This is a genomic window from Nocardia sp. NPDC058640 (assembly GCF_042716995.1).
GTDB lineage: Bacteria > Actinomycetota > Actinomycetes > Mycobacteriales > Mycobacteriaceae > Nocardia.
Map to the genome: position 1 here is coordinate 1 of NZ_JBHXRG010000043.1, position 19971 is coordinate 19971.

Annotated in this window: 18 protein-coding genes; 5 read left to right on the forward strand and 13 right to left on the reverse strand. The window is 65.9% G+C overall.

Annotation, left to right across the window (positions count from 1 at the left end; translation table 11 throughout):
* Positions 1-198: 198 nt before the first annotated feature.
* From ACFWU5_RS27090 to ACFWU5_RS27130, 9 genes are all read right to left on the reverse strand, one after another.
* A complete protein-coding gene (locus tag ACFWU5_RS27090; RefSeq protein ID WP_379269675.1) occupies positions 199-567 on the reverse strand; it encodes a hypothetical protein in 369 nt (122 codons plus the stop codon).
* Between the two features lie 377 nt (positions 568-944).
* On the reverse strand, positions 945-1613 hold the full coding sequence (locus tag ACFWU5_RS27095; protein WP_379269677.1) for a hypothetical protein: 669 nt from the start codon (positions 1611-1613) through the stop codon (positions 945-947).
* Between the two features lie 540 nt (positions 1614-2153).
* Positions 2154-3158: an NlpC/P60 family protein gene (locus tag ACFWU5_RS27100; protein ID WP_379269678.1), complete on the reverse strand. Its 1005-nt coding sequence runs from the start codon at positions 3156-3158 to the stop codon at positions 2154-2156.
* Entirely contained in the window at positions 3158-4174 is a 1017-nt protein-coding gene (locus ACFWU5_RS27105; RefSeq protein ID WP_379269679.1) for a replication-relaxation family protein, read from the reverse strand. Before ACFWU5_RS27105 ends, ACFWU5_RS27100 begins: the two co-directional genes overlap by 1 nt.
* Positions 4175-4258: 84 nt before the next feature.
* On the reverse strand, positions 4259-6781 hold the full coding sequence (locus ACFWU5_RS27110) for a type IV secretory system conjugative DNA transfer family protein (RefSeq protein ID WP_379269680.1): 2523 nt from the start codon (positions 6779-6781) through the stop codon (positions 4259-4261).
* A complete protein-coding gene (locus ACFWU5_RS27115) occupies positions 6781-9714 on the reverse strand; it encodes a PrgI family mobile element protein (RefSeq protein WP_379269682.1) in 2934 nt (977 codons plus the stop codon). Before ACFWU5_RS27115 ends, ACFWU5_RS27110 begins: the two co-directional genes overlap by 1 nt.
* The gene (locus ACFWU5_RS27120; RefSeq protein WP_379269683.1) at positions 9711-11696 is read right to left on the reverse strand and encodes a hypothetical protein; all 1986 of its coding nucleotides are present in this window, start codon (positions 11694-11696) and stop codon (positions 9711-9713) included. Before ACFWU5_RS27120 ends, ACFWU5_RS27115 begins: the two co-directional genes overlap by 4 nt.
* A 3-nt stretch (positions 11697-11699) precedes the next feature.
* On the reverse strand, positions 11700-12116 hold the full coding sequence (locus tag ACFWU5_RS27125) for a pilin (RefSeq protein WP_379237076.1): 417 nt from the start codon (positions 12114-12116) through the stop codon (positions 11700-11702).
* Positions 12107-13039 (reverse strand): hypothetical protein, encoded by a 933-nt coding sequence (locus ACFWU5_RS27130; protein ID WP_379269685.1) that lies wholly within the window; start codon positions 13037-13039, stop codon positions 12107-12109. Before ACFWU5_RS27130 ends, ACFWU5_RS27125 begins: the two co-directional genes overlap by 10 nt.
* 444 nt (positions 13040-13483) lie before the next feature.
* On the opposite strand from ACFWU5_RS27130, the gene ACFWU5_RS27135 reads away from it, so the two are divergent.
* From ACFWU5_RS27135 to ACFWU5_RS27150, 4 genes are all read left to right on the forward strand, one after another.
* Positions 13484-14137 (forward strand): hypothetical protein, encoded by a 654-nt coding sequence (locus ACFWU5_RS27135; RefSeq protein WP_379269686.1) that lies wholly within the window; start codon positions 13484-13486, stop codon positions 14135-14137.
* 56 nt (positions 14138-14193) lie between these two features.
* Entirely contained in the window at positions 14194-15210 is a 1017-nt protein-coding gene (locus tag ACFWU5_RS27140; RefSeq protein ID WP_379269688.1) for a TRM11 family SAM-dependent methyltransferase, read from the forward strand.
* A 116-nt stretch (positions 15211-15326) separates the two neighbouring features.
* The gene (locus ACFWU5_RS27145) at positions 15327-15677 is read left to right on the forward strand and encodes an Lsr2 family protein (RefSeq protein ID WP_379269690.1); all 351 of its coding nucleotides are present in this window, start codon (positions 15327-15329) and stop codon (positions 15675-15677) included.
* 191 nt (positions 15678-15868) lie between these two features.
* Positions 15869-16243 (forward strand): DUF2510 domain-containing protein, encoded by a 375-nt coding sequence (locus ACFWU5_RS27150; protein WP_379269692.1) that lies wholly within the window; start codon positions 15869-15871, stop codon positions 16241-16243.
* Between the two features lie 225 nt (positions 16244-16468).
* Here the strand turns inward: ACFWU5_RS27150 and ACFWU5_RS27155 are convergent, their stop codons facing one another.
* The 4 genes from ACFWU5_RS27155 to ACFWU5_RS27170 form a co-directional block, all read right to left on the reverse strand.
* Positions 16469-17359, reverse strand: coding sequence for a hypothetical protein (locus ACFWU5_RS27155; RefSeq protein ID WP_379269694.1), 891 nt, complete (start codon positions 17357-17359; stop codon positions 16469-16471).
* Positions 17356-17826, reverse strand: a complete 471-nt coding sequence (locus ACFWU5_RS27160) for a hypothetical protein (protein ID WP_379269696.1) — start codon at positions 17824-17826, stop codon at positions 17356-17358. Before ACFWU5_RS27160 ends, ACFWU5_RS27155 begins: the two co-directional genes overlap by 4 nt.
* A 204-nt stretch (positions 17827-18030) precedes the next feature.
* Positions 18031-18780, reverse strand: a complete 750-nt coding sequence (locus ACFWU5_RS27165) for a GntR family transcriptional regulator (RefSeq protein WP_379269697.1) — start codon at positions 18778-18780, stop codon at positions 18031-18033.
* Between the two features lie 46 nt (positions 18781-18826).
* The gene (locus ACFWU5_RS27170; protein WP_379269721.1) at positions 18827-18949 is read right to left on the reverse strand and encodes a hypothetical protein; all 123 of its coding nucleotides are present in this window, start codon (positions 18947-18949) and stop codon (positions 18827-18829) included.
* On the opposite strand from ACFWU5_RS27170, the gene ACFWU5_RS27175 reads away from it, so the two are divergent.
* The gene (locus tag ACFWU5_RS27175) at positions 18921-19928 is read left to right on the forward strand and encodes a DUF1152 domain-containing protein (protein ID WP_379269720.1); all 1008 of its coding nucleotides are present in this window, start codon (positions 18921-18923) and stop codon (positions 19926-19928) included. The two genes, ACFWU5_RS27170 and ACFWU5_RS27175, sit on opposite strands and share 29 nt — an antisense overlap.
* Positions 19929-19971 lie beyond the last annotated feature (43 nt).

The window sequence follows — 19971 nt, forward strand, 5'->3', positions numbered from 1 at the left end:
CAGTGCCAGTTATAACTGGCACGACCGGGACCTCGGAACTCACGCTGCGCCGCCGTCAACCTCGCTGATAGGAATTTTCCCATCGTCGGTCATTCAGCCTCGACGCGAGAACGGTAGGCGCTACTGGCAGCGAGGTGCCACGCCTCTTGCGTGGACCCACTCCAGAATCAAAGCCGAACCCACTCGCGTGTCGGTCACCTACGCCGAAGAAGGCTGACCGGGCCCTTCTGCCGGAGAGCAGGCACGACCCTCGGCATCACGACGGAAACCCATTTCAATACCTCCGTTAAGTCGGCCGGATTTCGCGTAGATGTCCACACCGCAGGCGTCGGCGAACTCGTAAGGCTGAAAATTCGGATCCTCGCTCCACAGAACCTGACCGACAACCCACATGACATTCATACGGACAAAGTCGGTCTGTTGGAGCTCAAGTTGGGAAGTCCTTGACGACTTCACTACGTCAGACTCGCGACGATGCCCTGCACGGTCGACCCGGAAGGGCGCATCCGACCAGTCGTGATTCCTGATTTCATCCGCGAACTTGCGCGCGACACGGCTCAATGCCATTTTGCTCACCTTTACACCGGTAGGTACGTCGGGGATTTCGCCATCCGAATAGGCACCCGACACGACGAAGCCATTCCGCCAGAGACCAATCTATCATATGCGATGTAGATATATTGGACGTCGTAGTCGATTTCCCAGCTTTCGGCGCTGGCTCAAGGATCAGCGCTCGGCCCAGGAGAGTCGTCGCTGTCCGAAGTTGCGGGCACACGTAGGCGGTTCCGCTTAAATCGACGCCGGGGTTTGATGGCACCGGTGTCGCCGTGCACCTTCGTCTTGCGCATGACATCTATTGGATTCTTCCCCGCTCGATTCAATAACGGCAATCGCGTAGTACAGCCGGGGCTGCACTACGCGATTGCATGGGTTTCGACGCGGGGTCAGGGCTGTACGGCGGGCCCGACCGGTGATTCCGGCGTGTGATGCTCCCGCTCGGCCAGTGCGAACTTCTTGGGTGCCTCGCAGGTCCTGGTCGCGATGCCAGTGTCGGTGAGTTTGACTAGGGCGTTGTGGACCGCGCCGCTGGATCGGCCGAGGGCTTTGCCGATTTGGTGTGGGCTGAACGATTCGCTGGGGTGGTCGCGCAGGTGGTCCTCGACCATTCCTCGCAACCCGCCCGATGGCAGGTGGGTGGGCTTGTCATCGGCGGCGGGTTCGGGCGCGGGTGCCTCTGCCGGTTCGGCGTCAACACCCGGCACTTCTTCGGACACGGGAGTGGGGTCGGGCTCTGCCGGTTCGGCGGCGACCACCGGTTCCTGCTCTGCTGCCTCATCTTTCGAGTCGCCGGGTTCTGGCGCGGCGTTCGACGGCGCGGTCGTGGTGTCTGGCGTGATGCTCCAGCGGACGGCGGCGCGGGGGTTGTCATCACCCTCGTGGCGGGTGACGCTGCCTTCGGTGCCCCAGCGGGCGAGGATCTTGCGGGCGGTGGATGCGCCGATTCCGGCGGCTGTGGCCAGTTCGGCGGCGGTGGTTGGAGTTTCGGTGGCGTTCAAGGTGGCCCAGAGGTTGTCTTCGGTTGTGCTGCGCGCGTTTTCGGTGATGGTGGACATGACTGCTCCTCAGCGGAAAGGATGGGATGGTTGTCATGTCCCGGCCGGGACGGTCGCCGTTCGGAATTGGTTTCCGGTCGGGTTCCACATCTATGGACGCTCGATACACCGGCCAATGTCAAGCGGCCGGTAGGAAACGATCCCGGCGATGAATCCCAATACGCCCGCGAACAGGGAAAATGCTGTGCGGGAGAAGAATTCGAATGCGTGTTGGATTGCCATTCTTCTCGTGGTGGTTTTGGTGGCGGTGTTCATGGTCTGGGTGGATCAGATGCGTCGTCGGACCAGGGGAATGGCTCGGTGAACAGGCAATCTTTCTGCCATTTCGGGGTGCAGTTCGGGCAGACGCTGTCGTGGTGGTTACATTCTCTGGTTCGGGAGAGGGGGATCTCGATCTGTTCGATGCGGTGGACGATTCGACCGCTTCCGGTCGGTCTGTAGGAGAAGTCCACGAGCGCACTCACCGTTCGATGTGGTTTCATTCTCCTTGCTCCTTCCGGGCGGCGAGTTCATGGCATCTCCACGAATCCGTCTGTAACATCACAGTTTCGGGTCATTCGAAGTTTCCGAGCTGGGCGGAACTGGTCGGCTCGCGCCGAAGAAGTCATCGCCGGGATACCGGTAGTCCTCGATCTGGACGGGCACGTTGAACGTGGGTGCGTTGATCATTTTTCCGGCCCCCAGATACAGGCCGACGTGATGGAGATCAGCGTCGGTGCCGTAGAACACCAGGTCTCCGGGCTGTAGTTGGGTCTCGGACACGGGCGTTCCAGCGAAGTACTGGTCGTGGGCCAGGCGGGGCAGCGTGACACCGGCTGTCGCCCAGGCGGATTTGGTGAGCCCGGAGCAGTCCCAGCCGCCGCTGGCGTCGGGGCCGTTGCCGCCCCACACGTACGGTTGTCCGAGTTGGGCGCAGGCGAAGGCGATCACGGTCGCCGCGGCGGGGTTGGTTGTTTGGAATTCGGTGCAGGTGCCGGTGCCGGTTTGGGCGGGGGTGCTGTAGCGGGCTGCTTGGTCCAGGACGTCGCGGACGTACCAGTCGGCGTGGTTGTAGGCGTAAATCGCGGCGTACATGTCATTGGGCGCGCCGGAGTCGCACAGGTAGTGGGCGGCGGCGTAGATAGCGTCGCTGGGGTTGTAGCGCGAGGGCGGATCCGCGCCGCCGGCCGGGAGTGGGTGTCGGGCGACGACGGAGTCGAAGGTCGGTGCGAGGAATTGCATCGGGCCGCCGGCCCCGGCGAAGTTCTCGCCGGTGCTGACGCCGGGTAGTGGTGAGCGGCCGTGGTCGGTTTCGATCTTGCCGATCGCGGCGAGCACGGACCAGTCCAGACCTGGGCATGCTGCGGGGGCTGCTCGGTAGAGCGCGAGCATGTTCTCCGGAATGTCTTGTACTGCTTCGGTGCTCGGTGCGGTTCCTGTTCCCGGAGCGGGTGCGGTGATCGTCGCGCTGCGGTCGAAGGTGATGGCGGTGGCGACGACCGTGGCGATGATGACGGTGCAGAAGACGAAGGCCGCTGCGCTGGCGCCGAGGGCTTTGGTCAGCATCACTGTTCACCAGCCTCGGCCGGTGGAACTGGTGTTGGCGCGGCCAGAATGGTCTGCCTCGCGAGCGGCGCATCGCCGGGCTCGGCGTCTGCGGTCGGCACCGTTGGTGGCGTGAGGCGGGGCCAGCGGCGCGTGAGCTGGTGCAGGTGCACTCGACCGGTTCCGGGTTCGGAGTCCAGCGGAAGCCACACTCGACCAGCTGGGCCGGGTTGATGTGGTTCGGGGTTGTCGAAGTCGGCCGCGGCGGTGGCGATCGGTACTGCGGCGGGGTTGTCGAGCGAGCGCCAGATTTCATGTAAGGCCCTGCGTGCGTTGGTTTCTCGGCGAGTTGTGGGTAGCCAGATCAGGAGCGGGGTGGTGATGGCGGTGGATTCGGCGAGTTCGGAGTAGCCGTGGAGTTTGCGGGTGAGTTGGCCGAGGTTTTCGGTGCCGAGGTCGTATTCGAGGAAGAACTCGATCGTGGTGTCGCCGACGCTCCACCGGCCGTAGGCGTCGGGGCGGACGAGGTCGCCCCAGAGGCGTTGGCAGCGGGTTTGGGACCACCATTGGCCCAGGGTCTGGTCGCGGCGTTGGCGGGCTGTGGTGGCGAGGGCGGTGAACCAGTCGGCGACGCCGACGGTGTGGGCGAGATGGATACCGAGGGATATTCCGATCGCGCGGTCGGCGCGCCATCGGAGTTCTTTGAGGTCGAGGCCTTCCTCGGCGGCCAGTACTTGGGCGCCGGCGGTGGCGAGGACGTAGTGGGTGGGGTGGGTGCCCGAGGTGCGGTAGGGGGTGAAGCGGCTGATCACTCCGTATCGGAAGAGTGTGAGCAGGCGCCGTCGGGTTACCCGACGCGAGGTGAAGCCCAGGGCGGCGATTTGATGACTGGTGAGGACCTGGTGCTCATAGAGCATCCGGAGCAACCACCGGTCGCGGGCGGTCAGTCGTGCGGCCAGCGCGGCGGGGGCGGTCGATTCCGGTGTGCTGCGCCTGGCGGCACGGTAGTCCTTCTGCCGCAATGGTTTGCCGGTCATCGGGAATACCACCTTTCGGAGCGAGCACAGAAATTGCGGATAGTGGTGTGGAAGCTGTTGGGGCCGCGCAGGATCCGGGCTTGGCTATCGGCGTGGGTCGTGTCCGGGTGGCCTCGGTGCGATGTCGAGCACGGGTTTGGGCTCGGCTTCGATGTCGTCGACCGGTGTCGGAACAGCGGTGCTGCGGAGGGCTGCAGCCCGGATGGTGCGGGCTCGTCCTGGTGTCGGCGGCGGTAGTGCCTCGGTGGTGAAGGTGAACGGTGGTGCCTGTTGTCCGGACACGAGCACGCGGGCCGCTGCGTGGAAGACGTCGAGGTGGGTCAGGTCGTGTTCGGACAGCCATGGGCTGGTGTGGCGGGCGAGGTCGTGGGCGTCTTCGGGGGATGCGGTGAAGATGATTTTCGAGCGGGCGTTCGCCGAGATCCCGTCGCGTAGTTCGCGGGGTAGCTGGCCGAGGTTTTGGTGAGCCAACACGAGTGAGAGGCGTAGGCCGCGGGCTTCGGCGAGCATGTCTTCCACCGGGGTCGACAGGTTCAGGAAGTTGTGTGCTTCGTCGAGGACGAGGCTCGCGTCGGCGCGCTGCGTGGCGGCGGTGCTGGCGCGGGCGGCGATGGTCTGCCAGGTGCGGGCGACCAGCAGCGATCCCATCAGCCGGGTTGTTTCCTCGCCGAGAGAGCCTTTCGGGATGCGGACCAAACAGATTCCGCCGTGGTCGAGGACCTCGGCGAGGTCGACGGTGGACCGGCCGGCGGCGACGGCGGCTTTGACGAAGGGGCGCAACAACAGTGGTCTCAGTTTGTTGAGCAGGGGTGCGATGACCTCGCCGCGGCCGGCGTCGGATAGCGCTTCGAAGGAGTCCCAGAACCCTCGGAGCACCGGATCGGTGACGCCGGTGGTGATGCGGGCTCGGTAGGGGGCTTCGGTGAGGAGTCGGGCGAGGTCGGCGAGGGTGCTGACACCGGGTTGGGTGCACAGGGTGAGCAGGCTCGCTCGCAGGACATCGTCGGTGCGAGGGCCCCAGTGGCGGGCGTAGATGCGGCGAAAGATGGTGACCAGGTTGTCTACCGCCAGGTCGATCCGGGCGAGGTCGGTGTCGAGGGGATTCACGCACGGTGGTGGGGTGCGGGCGTCGGCGTCGAAGAGGACGACCTTGTCGGTGCAGTGGGCGGGTAGGCGGTCCAGGACATCGGCCACGAGGTCACCTTTGGGATCGATGACGACTACTCCTCGCCCGGCTTCGGCGTCGTCGAGGATCAGTTGGGCCAGCAGGGTGGATTTGCCGGTGCCGGTCGCGCCGAGGACATGGAGGTGATGGCGGGCGTCGGCGACGTGCAACGCGACCGGACGTCGGTTGCCCGAGTCTGCGAGGCCGAGGGGTTTGGTGTGTTCACCGGAGGTCGGGACAGTGACGGTGGGTGCCAGGGCGCGCGCTCCGGCCCGGTCGATTCCGGGTAGATCCGGGTCGTACGGGAGGTGGGCGATAGTCGCCAGTTCGGGGATCGAGAGCAGGTCTCCGCGTCGGAAACGGCGTTCGGCCAACGCTTTCGACAGGCGCAGGCGACGGCGGCGCTTGTAGTAGTTGAGGTCGGTGACCGCGCCGAATACCGTGGCCAGACCGTGGGCTCGTCCTCGCGCGATGGCGCGAGCCTGGCGTGCTTGATCGGGGTCGGGGTCGGCAGGGAGGGTGATGGTGGCGGCGTAGCGAATGACGGTGTCCCAGTGCCCACCTCGTGCTTTGTTGGCGCTGGCGCGGGTGGCTGCGGTGTACTCCAACGATGTCTGACGATCGCGAGGCCGTCCGGTGTCGCGCCGGGGGCCGGTACGTGTGGACCGACCGAGCCGCCGGGGCGTGAAGACATCGAGCAGGTCGGTCACCGCTCCGAGGACGAGCCCGTGTCCCCCACTGTGGTTTTCGGTGCGACGGACGCGGCGGCCGGTGGCTTGGCGGGCGAGGATCTGCACGCAGGCGGCTTGTCCGGTTTCGAGGCCGTCGGCGGCGAGGATGAGGTCGCGGACGGGATCGCCGCCGAGGGGTTCGGTGCGGATCGGCAGGGTTTCGCGGCGGCCCAGCCGTAGCTCTCCCCCGGCCAGGATCCGCCGGGTGCTGGTTTCCGGTTCGGGTAGTGGTGGACGGGCGGGGGTGGTGTCGGTGCGGGCACCGGGCCAGGCCGAGGCAACGGCGCGCTCGATGAGACCCGGCGGAACCGAGGAGGGCACCCAGATCTGGATCGAGACACCGGTCTCGGGGGTGATGGCGTATTCGAATCCCAAATGGGGTTGCCCGAACACGGTGCGTTTCCAGGCCGGGCGCAGCAACCCGATCAGGTGTGCCCATAACGCCAGTGCCCCTTTGGCATCGACCACCGGCGGTGATAGCACCCTCACCAGTCGCGCACCCGCAGCCATCCGCCGGCGACGGGCCCGTCCGATCACCCGGACAATCGCGAGCACCACCGCGACGACTGCTCCCGCGATCAGCGTGGCGGGCCTCGATGCCCCGATCCCCGTGGCCAGGTCGGACACAACACTGCCGAGCTGTGCGGGGTCGATGAGGAGGCGACCGACTGGACTGTCAGCCGGGTCAGAGGTGGCGAGGGAGATGATCATCAGGCCGCGTCCCGCAGGTCGATGTACACGTCCTCACCGTCGGGACCATCGTCAATGATGTTGTCGGACAAGGAGACATAGTCGTTCTCGTCGACACCCGCGTCGGTGGCGGCGATCTCGTTGGGGTCACTGGTGATCAGATCGTTCTCGACCGCGGAGGCCAGGGTGGCAAAGGCGGCCCGATGGGTGCCTGTCGACAGCAGGCCGACGCCGCGTCCGGCGGTGAGCAGCATGGTGCGTTCGCCGTCGGAGAGTTTGAATGCGCCCGCGACCTCGTCGATGGCTTGGGATGCTTGGCGCAGCAGGATCTGGGTGGCCGAGTTCGCGACGATCGCTTTGCCGATGTCGGTGGACAGGACGTCGGCGCAGTCCTGGGTGGCCACGGTCAGTCCCGCCCAGCTCTTTCTGAACGACTTCGCGGCCTTGAGCAGGAACTCCGCGCCGATTGGTTGACGCATCAGCAACCAGGCCTCGTCGACGGTCACTTGCCGGGGGCGGCGGGTCGCGGGGTTGGCGACTCGGCGTGCGGTGACATCCAGTGCCAGGAGCGTGCCGATGGTCTTGAGCTCCTCGGGCAGTTCCCGCAACGAGAGCACCACCAGCCCGCCATCAGGGACGGTGGTGGTGGGCCCGTCGATCAGTCCGGCGAACGCACCGGTTCCGGTGTAAGGCGCAAGCGCGGCGGCGATGTCGGCACCGACCGCGCTGTCGAGGGCGAGGAGTTGCTCGCGCAGGATGCTCATTGTCGGTGCCGGGTTGCCCCAGGTCACGGGGTCGTCGGTGATGCCGACACTGGAGTACGCGGCGGTCAACGCGGTGTCGAGCAGCGCGCGCTGTGTCGGAGTCTGCGGTCCGAGAATGACGGCGATGACGGTGTGGGCGAACAGTTTCCGGCGGGTGAAGGCGTCGGCGGGTGCGGCGCGGTGACCGTCGGGGTGGATGTGGATTTCCAGGTCGAACGGGTTGAGTCGGACACCTTTCGCGCCGAGGTGAACGTAGGTGCCCCCGACCGCGTCGGACAGGCGGCGGTATTCGTCTTCGGGATCGATGACGATGTTCTCGATCCCCCGATGCAGCGAGCGCAGGAGTTCGGCTTTGAGTAGGTAGGACTTGCCGGAGCCGGAGACGCCGAGCACGATCGCGTTGTGGTTGTGCACTTCTGGGGCGAAGCGGTCCCAGAACATCAGCCCGCCGGCGGCATCGCGGCCGAGCAGCACTCCAGCTGGGCGGTTCGCGACGGGGTCGGCGGCGGGCAGTTGTGGGGAGTTGAACGGGAACGCCGCTGCGAGCGCGTCGGTGTCGAAGGTGCGGCGCACCTTGACCGGGTCGATGCCCAGAGGAAGGGTCGAGGTCCAGCCTTGGGTGGCGCGGTAGGTGAGCGGGCAGGTGTCGATCAGCAGGCTCGCCGCCAGCGCTCGCACGGCGGCGACTTCGTCTGCGAGCTCTGCTTCGGAATCGGCGTGGACGGTCACGTAGACGCCGGTGCGGAACAGGCGGCCTTGACCGCGGGCGATACGGGAGGACAGATCGGTCGCGTCCTCGACGGCGACCTCGACCTGTTGATCGGCCAGCCGGCCGTTCCCGAAGTCGGTGCTGCGGGAGGACTCCAGGCGCGCGAGCTGTTTGCGCAGGCGGGCGGCGGCGGTGACGGCGTCGACCGGCTCGATGTGCACGGCGACGTCGAGGCGACCCGGGTGCGACAGTAACGGTGCCAGCCATGCCGGTCCGACCTCGCGGGGGAATCCGGTGATCGCCAGTGTCGCTACCCATCCCGCGCCGACCTCGAGATGCCGGGCCCCGATCGTCAACGACTCCGGCGCGAAACCAGCCCGTCCGCCGGTCCGCCCCCGGCGACCGAACACCCGGTTCGTGGAGGTCTCGGCATCACCGATCTGAACGCCTTCGTCACGGTGACGTTCGTCGGTGTCGGCAGTGTCGGGGAGGAGGCTGCCGGGGTGAGTGGCGCTGGTCAGGATCGAGGTGGCCTGGTCATGGTCGAGTGCGGTGACGGTGATGCCAAGGGGAGCAAGTAGATCGGTGGCCTCACTAACCCGCCGCTGCAACCGTGACTCGGCCGCGCGCCGGGCAGCATCGGAGAGTTGGCGGCGGGCGCGGCGACGGCCGCCGAGCAGCCAGCTCGCGATCGCGGTCGAGGACGGGCCCGTCAAGCTCGGACCGGATCCGGTGGGTAGGTCGAGGGTTTCGCGCCACACCAGCAGCACTTGGCGGCGCAGCAGTAGTTCGTCGCGTGCCATGCCCGCCAGGTGGTCGGCGTGGTCGGTTGCGGCGGTGGCGAGTTCGGGTGACATGACTTCGGCGGCGGTGCGCAGGCCGTTGATGTGCCCGGTCAGGTCCAGGCGGGTCGAGCGGAGCAGGATCTGCACCGGTTGGGACAGTGAATGCAGCCAGCGGCCGAGTTGGGCGACGAGGCTGTCTTGTTCTTCGGGAGTGTGCAAGGCGAGGTTGACGGTGCCGGCCGCGGCGATGATCGCCAGCCCGTCCGCGCCGAGGTCGATCACGCCGATCCCGTCACCACCAGGGCTCACGGTCTCGGGCAGCGCTACCGCCTCCGAGGACAGGGCGCGCGGGTCGGGGCGCTTGCCGGTGGCTCGGGCAGTGAGCCAGCGTGGAACTTTTCCGATCCCTTCCGGTGCCGACACCAGGTGCCGGGGTCGGGTTCGGTGTCGGATCGCGGCGAGGAGCAGTTGGTCACCGGACAGGCCGTGGCGTGTGGTCAACGCGGTCACCGCGACAGCGGTCCCGAGCGGAGTGGCGAAGGCGACGAAGACCGGTGCCGGGATCACACTTCGGGTGGCGGTCCACACCAGATACATCACCGCGGCCAAAGCGGCGAGGATGGCGAGTTGGCGGGCGGTGAACGGACCGACGAGCCTGTCGGGGCGATCGACATCGGCAGGGATACGAGTGGTCATCGTGTGTCTCCAGACGGCGGCGGGGTGCGCCGGTTGCGACGCTTGATGGGCAGGTCAGGCAACGGAAGATGTAGTTGTCGACCAGGCGGACGCGGCGACCGTGGTGTCGGTGCGCTCCCTCGTGGACTCGGCGGTGACGGCAGCGGACCGGGCGGAGTCGCGGGTCCGGCTGGTCGCGGCGGCTCAGGTGTCGGCGGTCGCGCGCGGCGGACCGGGATCGGCAAGGGATATTGGCCATCGCGCAGCGGTTGAATGCCCGCGTACGGATCCGGGTCCGGAGTGCGGAAATCGAACGCCAACTGGCGACCCTGCCGACGCGGCGACGGTGTCGGTGCCGATGTGATGCGCGCTCGGGTTACCGAAGACGGCGACGGTGTCGGTGCGGACGTGACGCGCGCTCGGGTTGCCGAGGGCGGCGGTGTGGTCGAGACCGGCGGTGGTGTCTTTCTCGGCACTTTCGCGGCATTGATCGGCAGCCGGTATTGGCCGTCGCGACCGACGCGAGGTTGCGGACCGAGGTCCACGCCGTGCCATTGCGGTAGTGGGAGCATCATCTGCTCGCCGCGTGGTGTGGCCGCTGGCACCGCCCACGCAGGTGTGATGCGTTGCGGTGGTGGCGGTTTAGGCTTGGCGCGCCGCACGCCTTCGAGGGGCAGCATCAGCTGTCCGTCGCTGGTGGAACGCGTCCGGCTGTAGGGGTCCGGTGTCGGGCGCGGTGCTCGGGCCTGTTGGCGGGGAGTAGATCCGCCGGCGGCGTTGCGCGCGGTGCTCGCCGCCGGTGCCTTCTTCGCGCCCTTGATCAGGCCGAAGGTCTTGTAGGAGATGTAGCCGCGCAGCAGCGTATTGGGCAGCGAGCGTCCGTTGCTGATCTTCATGGCCGAGAGCAGCCAGAACGGGACCTTGATCAGCACACCCATCAACGCCAAGGCGATGATCAGGTTGACGTACCCCTCCTTATTGGGCCCGAAGAACTCCCAGCCGCCGGGGCTCAGGAACACGCGCAGCGCGGTGACGAGCACCAGGGACTGGACGACTTGGATCGCCAGGCACGCGGCGAACGCTCGCCACCACCACCGCGCGATCCCGTCGAGTCCGGGCAGCGCGTGGCACATCAACGCCAACGGGGCAGCGACGACGAGCACGATCGTGACCATCACCCGCACCACGTAGGTGATAGCCAGGATGATCATCACGTGGATCAGCGCGAGCAGCAGCAAGATGACGAAGATGCTCGATGCCTGTCCGCCAGCGGGAATGGTCGCGAGTTCCTTCAATGCCGCTGCCGCGGAATCGGTATCGACACCGTCACCGGCCAGGGCCATGGCGAGTCCGTTGGCAAACGAGATGGCCTGGGTCGCGATCAGCATGCTCATGGCTCCCGCGATCAGCCCGACAATCAGGCGAGGCAGTAGCTCTTGCAGCGACCATCGGGTTTGCAAGGTCTCGCGCAGCATCAACAAGATCCCGGCGACCATGACCAGCAGCCCGTAAATGGCGAGCACCAACTGCCAGGACGAATTCCACAACTCTCCCACCCGAGGCAAGTCGCTCGGCTCTGGTGTCGCCAGAAACGTCTCACCGAGAAGTTCCAGAAGCGGGTTGAGCGCGGAATCGACCACGCGGAGGAAGAAGCCGTCCACCGCGTTCGCGACGCAGCCCTCGATATCGGTGACACCGCACTCCGAGTCACCGTCCCCGGTCTGGTCCGCGGGGTCATCCGAAGGGGCGCTGCTCGGCGCCGGGGTGACCGTCGGCGTCGGCGTCCCCGGTGCCGTAGTTGCGGGTGTTGGTGTCGGCTGAGCCGGTGTGGTGACCACCGGTGGAGTCGGTGCGGTGGGGGTGGCGGGATCGGCGAGGCCGATCGCGGTGCCGCACCACAGCATCGCCACCATCGCGACGATCGCCACCACAGCCGACACCGGGCCGGGCGGTGGCCGGTATGGCGACCGCGCTCTACGCGCGGTGAGGCGGGGCGCGGTCATGAGTCAGCCCCCGACGATCGACTTCAGGACCTCGACCACAACCGGAGCGAGCACGGCCAGGCCGTAACCGATCGCCGCGCCTTTCAACGCGAGCTTGGCCTTCTCGATCTCGCTCGGATCGCCGGCACCGACCAGGTACCGCACGCCACCGATGGTCAAGCACACCGTCGCGAGCGCGGCGAGGATCCCGACCAACCAGTTCCGCAGGTTGTTGAGCACCTCTTCGAACGATCCCGCCACCGCCAGCACCGAATCCGGTTGCGCCGCAGCCGAACCGGCAACCCACACCAGCGCGAAAACCGTGGCCACGATCAACAGCAGCAATCGCGGCAACCGTCGGTGCCCGGATCGGTCCCGACCCGAGGTCACCGGGTTCGGCTGGTTGGGGAGGTTTCGGACCGGGAATGTGTTTATGCGCATCGTCGCTCCTGGAAGGTCGGTGGTGCGGGAGCATCGGATGCGCGCCCGCAATCAGGGACTCCGCGATTGCGGATCAGGTTCGACACCGTCCCGACAGACCGAGCACCGCTGGGATCGGAGACCACACGCAGTGCGTGAGGTCCGTCGGCGCTGATGTCGGAGTCGCTCGACTCGGCCGCACGAGCCCGCAGCCAGGCGACGAGCTTGCGTTCGGCGCGGTAGCGGATCTGATGCAGCCGCGCATAGGAATCCGCGCGGGCCGCGGCGACCCCGGTGAGCGAGCACCGCTGAAGCCGGGTGGCTGCGATCAGCTCCGCCGCGAACACGGTGATCACACCCTCAGCGACGGCCTCGGCCATCACCAGCTCTGGATGTCCCGGTGTACTGGACAGCGCAGGGCGAGCCGGGGTCGATTCCCCTATGTCTTCGTGTGGGGTCGGTGCGTCGCGTTCCTTCTCGATCCAGCTCAACCCGCCGCGATAGGCCGCCCACCGCAACCTGTGCAGCACGTGGCGGCGTCCCAAATCGATGCGCGCCAACTCGGCGAGAAACCCGGCCAAGACCGCAGCGTCGATGTCTCGGTGGTCACCGCGCCACGGACGTGAGAGGCGAGCAGCGACATTGATCAACATCGGCAACGCGGTACCCGCGCAGACGATGGTCATGTCCCCACCGCACGTGCGGGACTCGTTCACCAACGCCACCCACACCGCATCGACGGCAACCATCGGCAACGCCGGATCCAGCAGGAACTCCCGCAACCCGCGCCAGGATCCCGGCGGTTCCGGCAACCCGGCCATCGCAGCCGCGGGCAGGCGAACCGGCTGTTCGCCGAGCCGGTCGAACTCCGACCGCACCACCTGCAACACCGATTCCGACCGCGAACCCTTGCCGGGCCGTGACGACTCTCCGCGTGTATTCATGTGATCGACTCCTGGGATCGAGGGAAACGAATTCCGGTCGATCCAGGACACAAAATCGGAGACACCAAAAAGCCACCGAGAAGCCACCAAGCGACTTCCGCGACGACACCAGATACCGAATGCCGCCTTTCGATCAGCACCGAAGCCCCACTCGACACCAGAGACGCGAAACCGGCTTCTACCTGCGTCTGTGTATATTTGGTGGCGCTGTGGTGTCCGTCCGGTTGCGTGATCCACCGATCGAGAATCACTGCCACCGAATCCGTTTGAAGAAACTTTGATTCGCCCGGCCGCATCGGCTCCGGTCAGGTGCGTGGGCTCACGGACACAGGGCTATTTCTCGCGGGAATTCCGAGGGCGGCACAGGGGTCGGCTGTCGAAAAGAAAAGTCTGCGGCGGAGTGCTGGTTGCCGACTTCTCGCTCGACAGACAGGACTCCCCGCCATGCCGCGATCCCAGTCCGACCCCACTCCACCCCACCGCACAACCGGTTCGGGCGCCCGTCTGAATCGGGCCGAGATCCCCTCCACCATCTGGGCCACCGGGACTCAGCCGCTCGACGCCAGCGATTCCTGGCCGGAGCCGATCATCAAACGAGCAGTCCTAGAATTCACCCGCCCCGGCGACCGCATCCGGCTCGTTCAACCGGCGACCACACGCCGACAGCTATCCGTGGTCCCCTCAAGTACCGACCGGCCGAATGCCGCTATCGCCAAGCTCAAGCGCAAGCCGGACCATCAGGGCACAGTCGATCTACTCCTTGCCAGCATGCTGCCCCACCACCATGACCCCGCGGGAGCGGCCACCCAGCTCGCGGCACTGGCCGCCGACGAACTCGCCGAAGGCGGCGTACTCGTCGTGCTCACCCGCTGCACCCACACCAGCGACGGCACTCTCATCGACCCGACCGGCCCCGTCGTCGCCGCCGGACAGAACGCCGACCTGCTCTACCTCGGGCACATAGTCGCCGTCCCGATCACCGACGACACCATCACGGGCCCGCCCCGATGCGTCCGCAAGCAGTCCACCAGCGCACCTCGGCACCGAAATGTGCACGTCGATGTCCTCGTTTTCCTACAGCCCCGTACCACCGCCTGACACTTCGATCCGCCAGCGTGGTCGTCGCCGCGCCCAGTCTGAAAGAGCTGCCGTCTATGAGCACATCCCCCAAGCACGCCAGTCCGTTCGGCTCCAGCGACAACGCCGGTGCACCCGCGGTCTCTGTATGGGCCACCGCCCAATCCGCGCCCGCCCGACAACGCGCCGGGCGCTACCACCCCGACAGCACCGCCCACCCGGCGAAAATGCTGCCCGCCATCGCCGCCCACGCCATCACCCACTACACCCGCCCCGGCGACCTCGTCCTGGACCCGATGTGCGGCATCGGCACCACCATCGTCGAAGCCCTCCACGCCGGTCGCCGAGCCCTCGGCGTCGAATACGAACAACGCTGGGCCACCGTCGCCCGCACCAACATCAACCTCGCCCGCGCGGCCGGAATCGACCACGACGCCGAGGTATTCACCGGCGACGCCCGCAAACTCTCCACAGTTCTCCCCGAAACCTACAGAGGCACCGTCGATCTCGTTATCACCTCACCGCCCTACGGCGACTCCACCCACGGACACGTCACCACGGCCCCTGGCAAAGGCGTCCACAAACGCAACCACCGCTACGGTGCCGTCCTCGACCGCGGCAACCTCGCCAACGTCGGCCTCAACCGCCTACTCTCCGGCTTCACCCGAATCCTCACCGAAGCCGCCACCTACCTGCGCCCCGGCGGACACATCGTCATCACCGCCCGCCCCTGGCGACAACACGCCGAACTCGTCAACCTCCCCGCCTACATCATCACCTGCGGCACCCTCGCCGGACTCGTCCCCGTCGAACGCTGCGTCGCCCTGCTCGGCCGCCTCGCCGACGGCGACCTCATCGCCCGCAGCTCCTTCTTCCAACGCGACTTCATCGGCAAACAACGCAGCGCAGGCCTACCGTTCCACCTCATCGCCCACGAAGACGTCATCGTCCTCCAGCGCCCTGTGGACTCCGTGGGCTCGATGCAGGGCGAACAACTCAAGACGCCATCCCGATCCAATGTGGTGCTATTCCTCGGTTCCGAAGGCTGGAAGGCCGCCCCTCGGAAAATCACACCCAAGAAGCGTGCTGCGTGAGTTTCGGTCACCCCACTATGGGAACAAGCAGAAGTCGACCATTTCGCCCCAGGGCCGAAGAGCAATTACGATTGCTATCAGGCATTTCCGAACACAAACGAACAGGACCCATCACCATGGCGCGCAAGGTTGTTGTCACCCTTATCGACGATTTCGACGGCACCTCGATCGCCGAAGATACCGTCAACTTCGAAATCGACGGCGCGGCTTACGAAATCGACCTGTCCGACACCAACGCGGCCAAGCTGCGCGAATCCTTCGACCAGTGGCTGCCCTACGCCCGCCGGATCGGTCGCGCCAAGACCACCAGCCGTCGATCGTCCGTGACGCCGACCACGGGCACGTCTGCTCGTCGCGATGACCTCGCCGCCATCCGGGCGTGGGCAGGCGAGAACGGCCACAACGTGTCCAGCCGCGGCAGGATCTCCGCCGAAGTCGTCGCAGCTTACGACGCCGCATCGGCGTAAACCGCGCCCCGCCAGGGCCCAATGGCAATCCGCTCGAGGGTGCATCGCGAATGTCTGGCAGCGGCTACCGAGTGTGGCTGTGCCGCTGCCGGACTGCGTCCAGGTAGCAGTATCCGGACATCGGATATCTGGCTAACCCCGAGACCTAAAGCTGTCCCCCTCGCCAGCTCACCCGCCACAGGGGGGGATCCATGACCGCACCGCAACCACCACACCAAACGCCTACGCAGTTGCCGACTGGGATCACGAACCGGAAGCGCAACCCCGCCTGGGCAGCACTGCTCATCCTGGCTTTCATCGCCTGGCTCGGCGCACGCGAAGGCTTGAGCCCTGGCGGGCTCACTCTTCTAGCGATCATCGGCCTGTTCGGGTTCGGGATATTCTTGATCTTTCGTGCCCTCTATCCCCTCGGCGATCCACGACCGGCACCAGTCACGTTCATCACGCCGCCGACGTCTTCGAAACCCCCACCTGGTTGGTACAACCATCCCGAGGGCGGCGGCACACGCTGGTGGGATGGCGCGAGATGGACCGAACACTTCCAGTCACCACCAGCAAGCGCGTAATCGTCAATGGGCTACTCCTGCGCGCCGATTTCCACGACCTGTTCGAACCGGGGCCTGCTCCGTGCAATGAGCGGGTGGTGGCTCGCTGACGCTACTTCCCACCCGCTTCTGATTTGCGTCCAGTCCGGGGGCTCGGGCGGGTGAACTCAGCGGTCCAACGCGAACCGCGCAGGCACCACAGCAAGACGCCCAGGCAGGGCGCAATAGGCAGCGCAAGCTCCCACATCAGCGGCTCACCGAGCCTGGCATCGGTACCTCGTACCGCGTCAATGTCCCGCCAACCGAAGGGATTTGGCGGCGAACCATAGCACCCGAGGCGCAGATTCGCCGTAGCGCAGAGTCCAAAGGCGCATCTCCGTGCTCACGAGTCTCGGCCACCTCGACAACCAAGACGGCCGACTCTGCCGGTCGAATCAACCGCACCACAAGCTGCTCGTCGAGCATGTCGGCGTTGCCGCTCCACCGCCGCTCGGCCGGGCCGACGATCGCTAGCATCAACTCGTCGATCGTGTCCGCCAAAACCGCGAGCCCAGATCGGGTCAAGCACTCCTCGCAGTAGAAGCGCGCCATTTTCACAGCAGCGCAGAACGGGCTGACCCGGAACTCACCGAGCACTCCAGTCAGCGAACCGCCGGGACCCGGACGATTCTCTGCGCACGGCTGCCGGGCAGTCCCAACCGCAGGATCGATCCAGACCACACGTGTGTTCAGATTCCTCGAAAAATGTTGCAGTATCGCGGTTTCCGGTACTTCAAGATCGGCGAGGTGATGCAGCGACGGGATCAACACGATTCCACCACCAGCCGATTCGAGCGCTCCGATCAATTGCCACAGCGCGGGAGCGGGCATCGGGTAGGAATGCATTCGGTCGTAGTCGTATCCATGATCGCGCGCGAGGTCACGCACCTGTTCGGCGATATTCGCGTCGATCCGCTGGTCCAGGAACTCCCCCAGCGACCACAGCAGGCGAATCGGTGACTCGAACTCGACGAACGTCCGACCGGTGAGGTCGTCACATCCGTACCGCGCCGCGATATCGGAGATCCAGGTTTCGACTGCCTGAATTCTGTTGCGCACCAAGGGGCGTCGATAGTAGGCGAACACCGGGGCGTTCATCGGTGACCTGCGAGGATCGCCCCGAGCACTGTCAACATCGGAAGCAAGGTCCCGCTGCTCGGCGGCGCTACCCACCGCCGGTAGCCGTACTGCTCATCGAACGGCGAGGGCAAGACCACCCAGGTCGTATCGACAGCGATGTTGCAGAGCAGCAGCGTTCGGCTGAGGGGTTCGATGTCGGGGTGAGGGCCGGGTTTGGTCAGGAATGTCATTCTTGACGACCGGGGATGGGTGATGACCAGACCGGTGCCCAGCTGTTCGGTTGCCGAGGTGCACAATGCGGCCGGTGCGATGACCGCCCCTATTCGACCGTCGAGGCAGTGCACGATGATTCGTTCGGTTCCGGGCGCGATCACCGCCGGGAGCCCCAGCTTCTGCCGGTAGTGCAGGCAGCGGTCCATTGCTGTTTCGGTCGCCGGGATCCGCAGAGGTTGCGGCCCTGGACGTGATGCGAGCTGCATGCTCATCACCCCTGGTGTCGTCGACTGGACGTTCCGTCGAGCCCTCCACCCGATCGCCGGTTCGCGTCAGGCATGCACGTTTGGCACCTGACCCCTCTTCTCTCCCACCGGCGTACGGAAGGATTGCACAACTGGACTATGCCACTAAATCACCTAGTGGCATAGTCCAGTTTGGCGAACCTGGAAAGATTCCGGCAGATCGGCCAGGAATTAGACGGTGATCGGGTAGTCCTGCCGGAATGCCCATCGCTCTTGCGGATACACGGCCTCGTCGAACTCCACCGCAGTGCCGTCGGAGTCGAAGACAACGAGCCAATAGACCAGCACAGCAGACGGATTCGGCAGACCAAGCGCCAGCCGCTCGTCGCCATCAGCCAAACGTGCAGACACCTGGTCACGAGCGAAGGCACCACGCAAACCGAGCACCTCCACGAGATGAGGGACGGTGCCACCGCGAAGCCGCTCGGCCACCAGCAGTTTCGGTGCAACCTCAGCCGTGGCGGCGGGGAACCAGCTCGTCGAGAGCTCAGTCGGGCCGGTGGCTTCGTTGCTGATCACACGCTGCCGCTTCACAACTCGCTCGCCCTCGCCAAGCCCCAATTGGGCGGCGACATAAGCCGGCGACTCCACGACACCGACGAACGGGAACGCGACATGCTCGACATCGGAGTACATCGTGCCCATCGCCGCAGCCCGCTCATACCGCTCACGCGCCCGCGGAGCCGCAGGATTCACATCCCGGACGAAGGTGCCAGCACCCCGACGAGCCTCGACAAAACCCTGCTGCCGCAACGCCTGCAACGCTTTCGTCGCAGTCGGACGCGCCACCCGCCACGTCGCGGCCAGTTCACGCTCGGAAGGAACCTCAGCACCAGGAGGAAGGTCCCCGCGTACGATCTGATCGCGCAGGTACCCAGCGATCTGCAGGTACTTCGGCAAGACTTCTTCGATTTCGGGCAACCCGCATCCTTCGTTGAGTACCATATGCCACTAGCCAGTATACGGGTTACAGATAGGTCGACCACGCAACAATGACGGCAATCGCGATCGCCGCAGGCGGAGGCGGCGACGCGGTCACCGCAGCCGTGCTCGCCCAGAAAATGCCGGACCGACACATCGCGGCGATCATGAGCTACTCCTGGGACCGACTGATCATCGACCCGACCCCTGGCCCACGAAGCGCCTCAGACTTCGACGGCCTGGTCGATCGCGGCGGAGTCTACGAAGTCACTCCCACCGCCGGTCTGCGGACGGGAGGCCAATCCACGCTCCCCCGCCTCACTCGCCACCTCGACCTACCGGTCCTTCTGATGGATATCGACGCGGGAGTGTGCGGGCTCGCCGACCAAATCAGGAACGCTGCCGCAGCATTCGACGCAGCGGAAGTGGTCGTCGTCGATGTCGGCGGAGATATCGTCGCTGCGGGTCACGAGCCTGGGCTCCGGAGCCCACTCGCGGACTCAGCGGCATTGGCCGCCGCGGTGATGTCGGGGCTCTCCACACATGTTCTGGTCGCGGGCGTCGGCCTCGACGGCGAGCTGTCCGCGAGCGAGGTGGACGCCCGACTCGAGAGCCTCGGCGGGCACCAGCTCGCGATCTTGACACCTGCGGATGTGGCCGAGTTCAAGCCGATCTGGTCCTGGCACCCATCGGAAGCTAACGGACTCCTGGCCGCTGCTGCTGACGGATGGCGCGGCACGGTAGAAACCCAGCGGCACACCGTCGTTCACCTCACCGGCTCCGCCACACATGTCCACAAACTGGACGCCGAGAATCTCGCCGCAAGCACTCTCGCCGCGCTCCTGCGCTCTACAACCAGCTTGGAACAGATCGAACAGCTGTTGCGGGACCAGCGTGGCTACAGCGATGTCGATATCGAACGGAACCGGCTGGTCAAGCGCCCCGCCCCTCGGGTACCGACCGCAGAAGTCATCGACGAAATCGACCGATATACCACCGATGCGGCAGCCCGCGGTGTCGACGCTCTCACCATCCGCCGAGTTATCGAGCTCGTTGGAGCGACCGACACGCATTCCGCCGGATCACTACGACAACTTCTGACCAGCCAACGCCCTAACAACTTCCTACCACCGATGTATCTCGTATAGCCCAGTGCGGTCCAGCTCCTCCGGCACGAGCCGAGTACGGGTG

Coding starts and splice junctions, on each gene's coding strand:
- ACFWU5_RS27090 (WP_379269675.1), bottom strand. CDS start 567: ATGGCATTGAGCCGTGTCGCGCGCAAGTTCGCGGATGAAATCAGGAAT.
- ACFWU5_RS27095 (WP_379269677.1), bottom strand. CDS start 1,613: ATGTCCACCATCACCGAAAACGCGCGCAGCACAACCGAAGACAACCTC.
- ACFWU5_RS27100 (WP_379269678.1), bottom strand. CDS start 3,158: ATGCTGACCAAAGCCCTCGGCGCCAGCGCAGCGGCCTTCGTCTTCTGC.
- ACFWU5_RS27105 (WP_379269679.1), bottom strand. CDS start 4,174: ATGACCGGCAAACCATTGCGGCAGAAGGACTACCGTGCCGCCAGGCGC.
- ACFWU5_RS27110 (WP_379269680.1), bottom strand. CDS start 6,781: ATGATCATCTCCCTCGCCACCTCTGACCCGGCTGACAGTCCAGTCGGT.
- ACFWU5_RS27115 (WP_379269682.1), bottom strand. CDS start 9,714: ATGACCACTCGTATCCCTGCCGATGTCGATCGCCCCGACAGGCTCGTC.
- ACFWU5_RS27120 (WP_379269683.1), bottom strand. CDS start 11,696: ATGACCGCGCCCCGCCTCACCGCGCGTAGAGCGCGGTCGCCATACCGG.
- ACFWU5_RS27125 (WP_379237076.1), bottom strand. CDS start 12,116: ATGCGCATAAACACATTCCCGGTCCGAAACCTCCCCAACCAGCCGAAC.
- ACFWU5_RS27130 (WP_379269685.1), bottom strand. CDS start 13,039: ATGAATACACGCGGAGAGTCGTCACGGCCCGGCAAGGGTTCGCGGTCG.
- ACFWU5_RS27135 (WP_379269686.1), top strand. CDS start 13,484: ATGCCGCGATCCCAGTCCGACCCCACTCCACCCCACCGCACAACCGGT.
- ACFWU5_RS27140 (WP_379269688.1), top strand. CDS start 14,194: ATGAGCACATCCCCCAAGCACGCCAGTCCGTTCGGCTCCAGCGACAAC.
- ACFWU5_RS27145 (WP_379269690.1), top strand. CDS start 15,327: ATGGCGCGCAAGGTTGTTGTCACCCTTATCGACGATTTCGACGGCACC.
- ACFWU5_RS27150 (WP_379269692.1), top strand. CDS start 15,869: ATGACCGCACCGCAACCACCACACCAAACGCCTACGCAGTTGCCGACT.
- ACFWU5_RS27155 (WP_379269694.1), bottom strand. CDS start 17,359: ATGAACGCCCCGGTGTTCGCCTACTATCGACGCCCCTTGGTGCGCAAC.
- ACFWU5_RS27160 (WP_379269696.1), bottom strand. CDS start 17,826: ATGAGCATGCAGCTCGCATCACGTCCAGGGCCGCAACCTCTGCGGATC.
- ACFWU5_RS27175 (WP_379269720.1), top strand. CDS start 18,921: ATGCCGGACCGACACATCGCGGCGATCATGAGCTACTCCTGGGACCGA.
- ACFWU5_RS27170 (WP_379269721.1), bottom strand. CDS start 18,949: ATGATCGCCGCGATGTGTCGGTCCGGCATTTTCTGGGCGAGCACGGCT.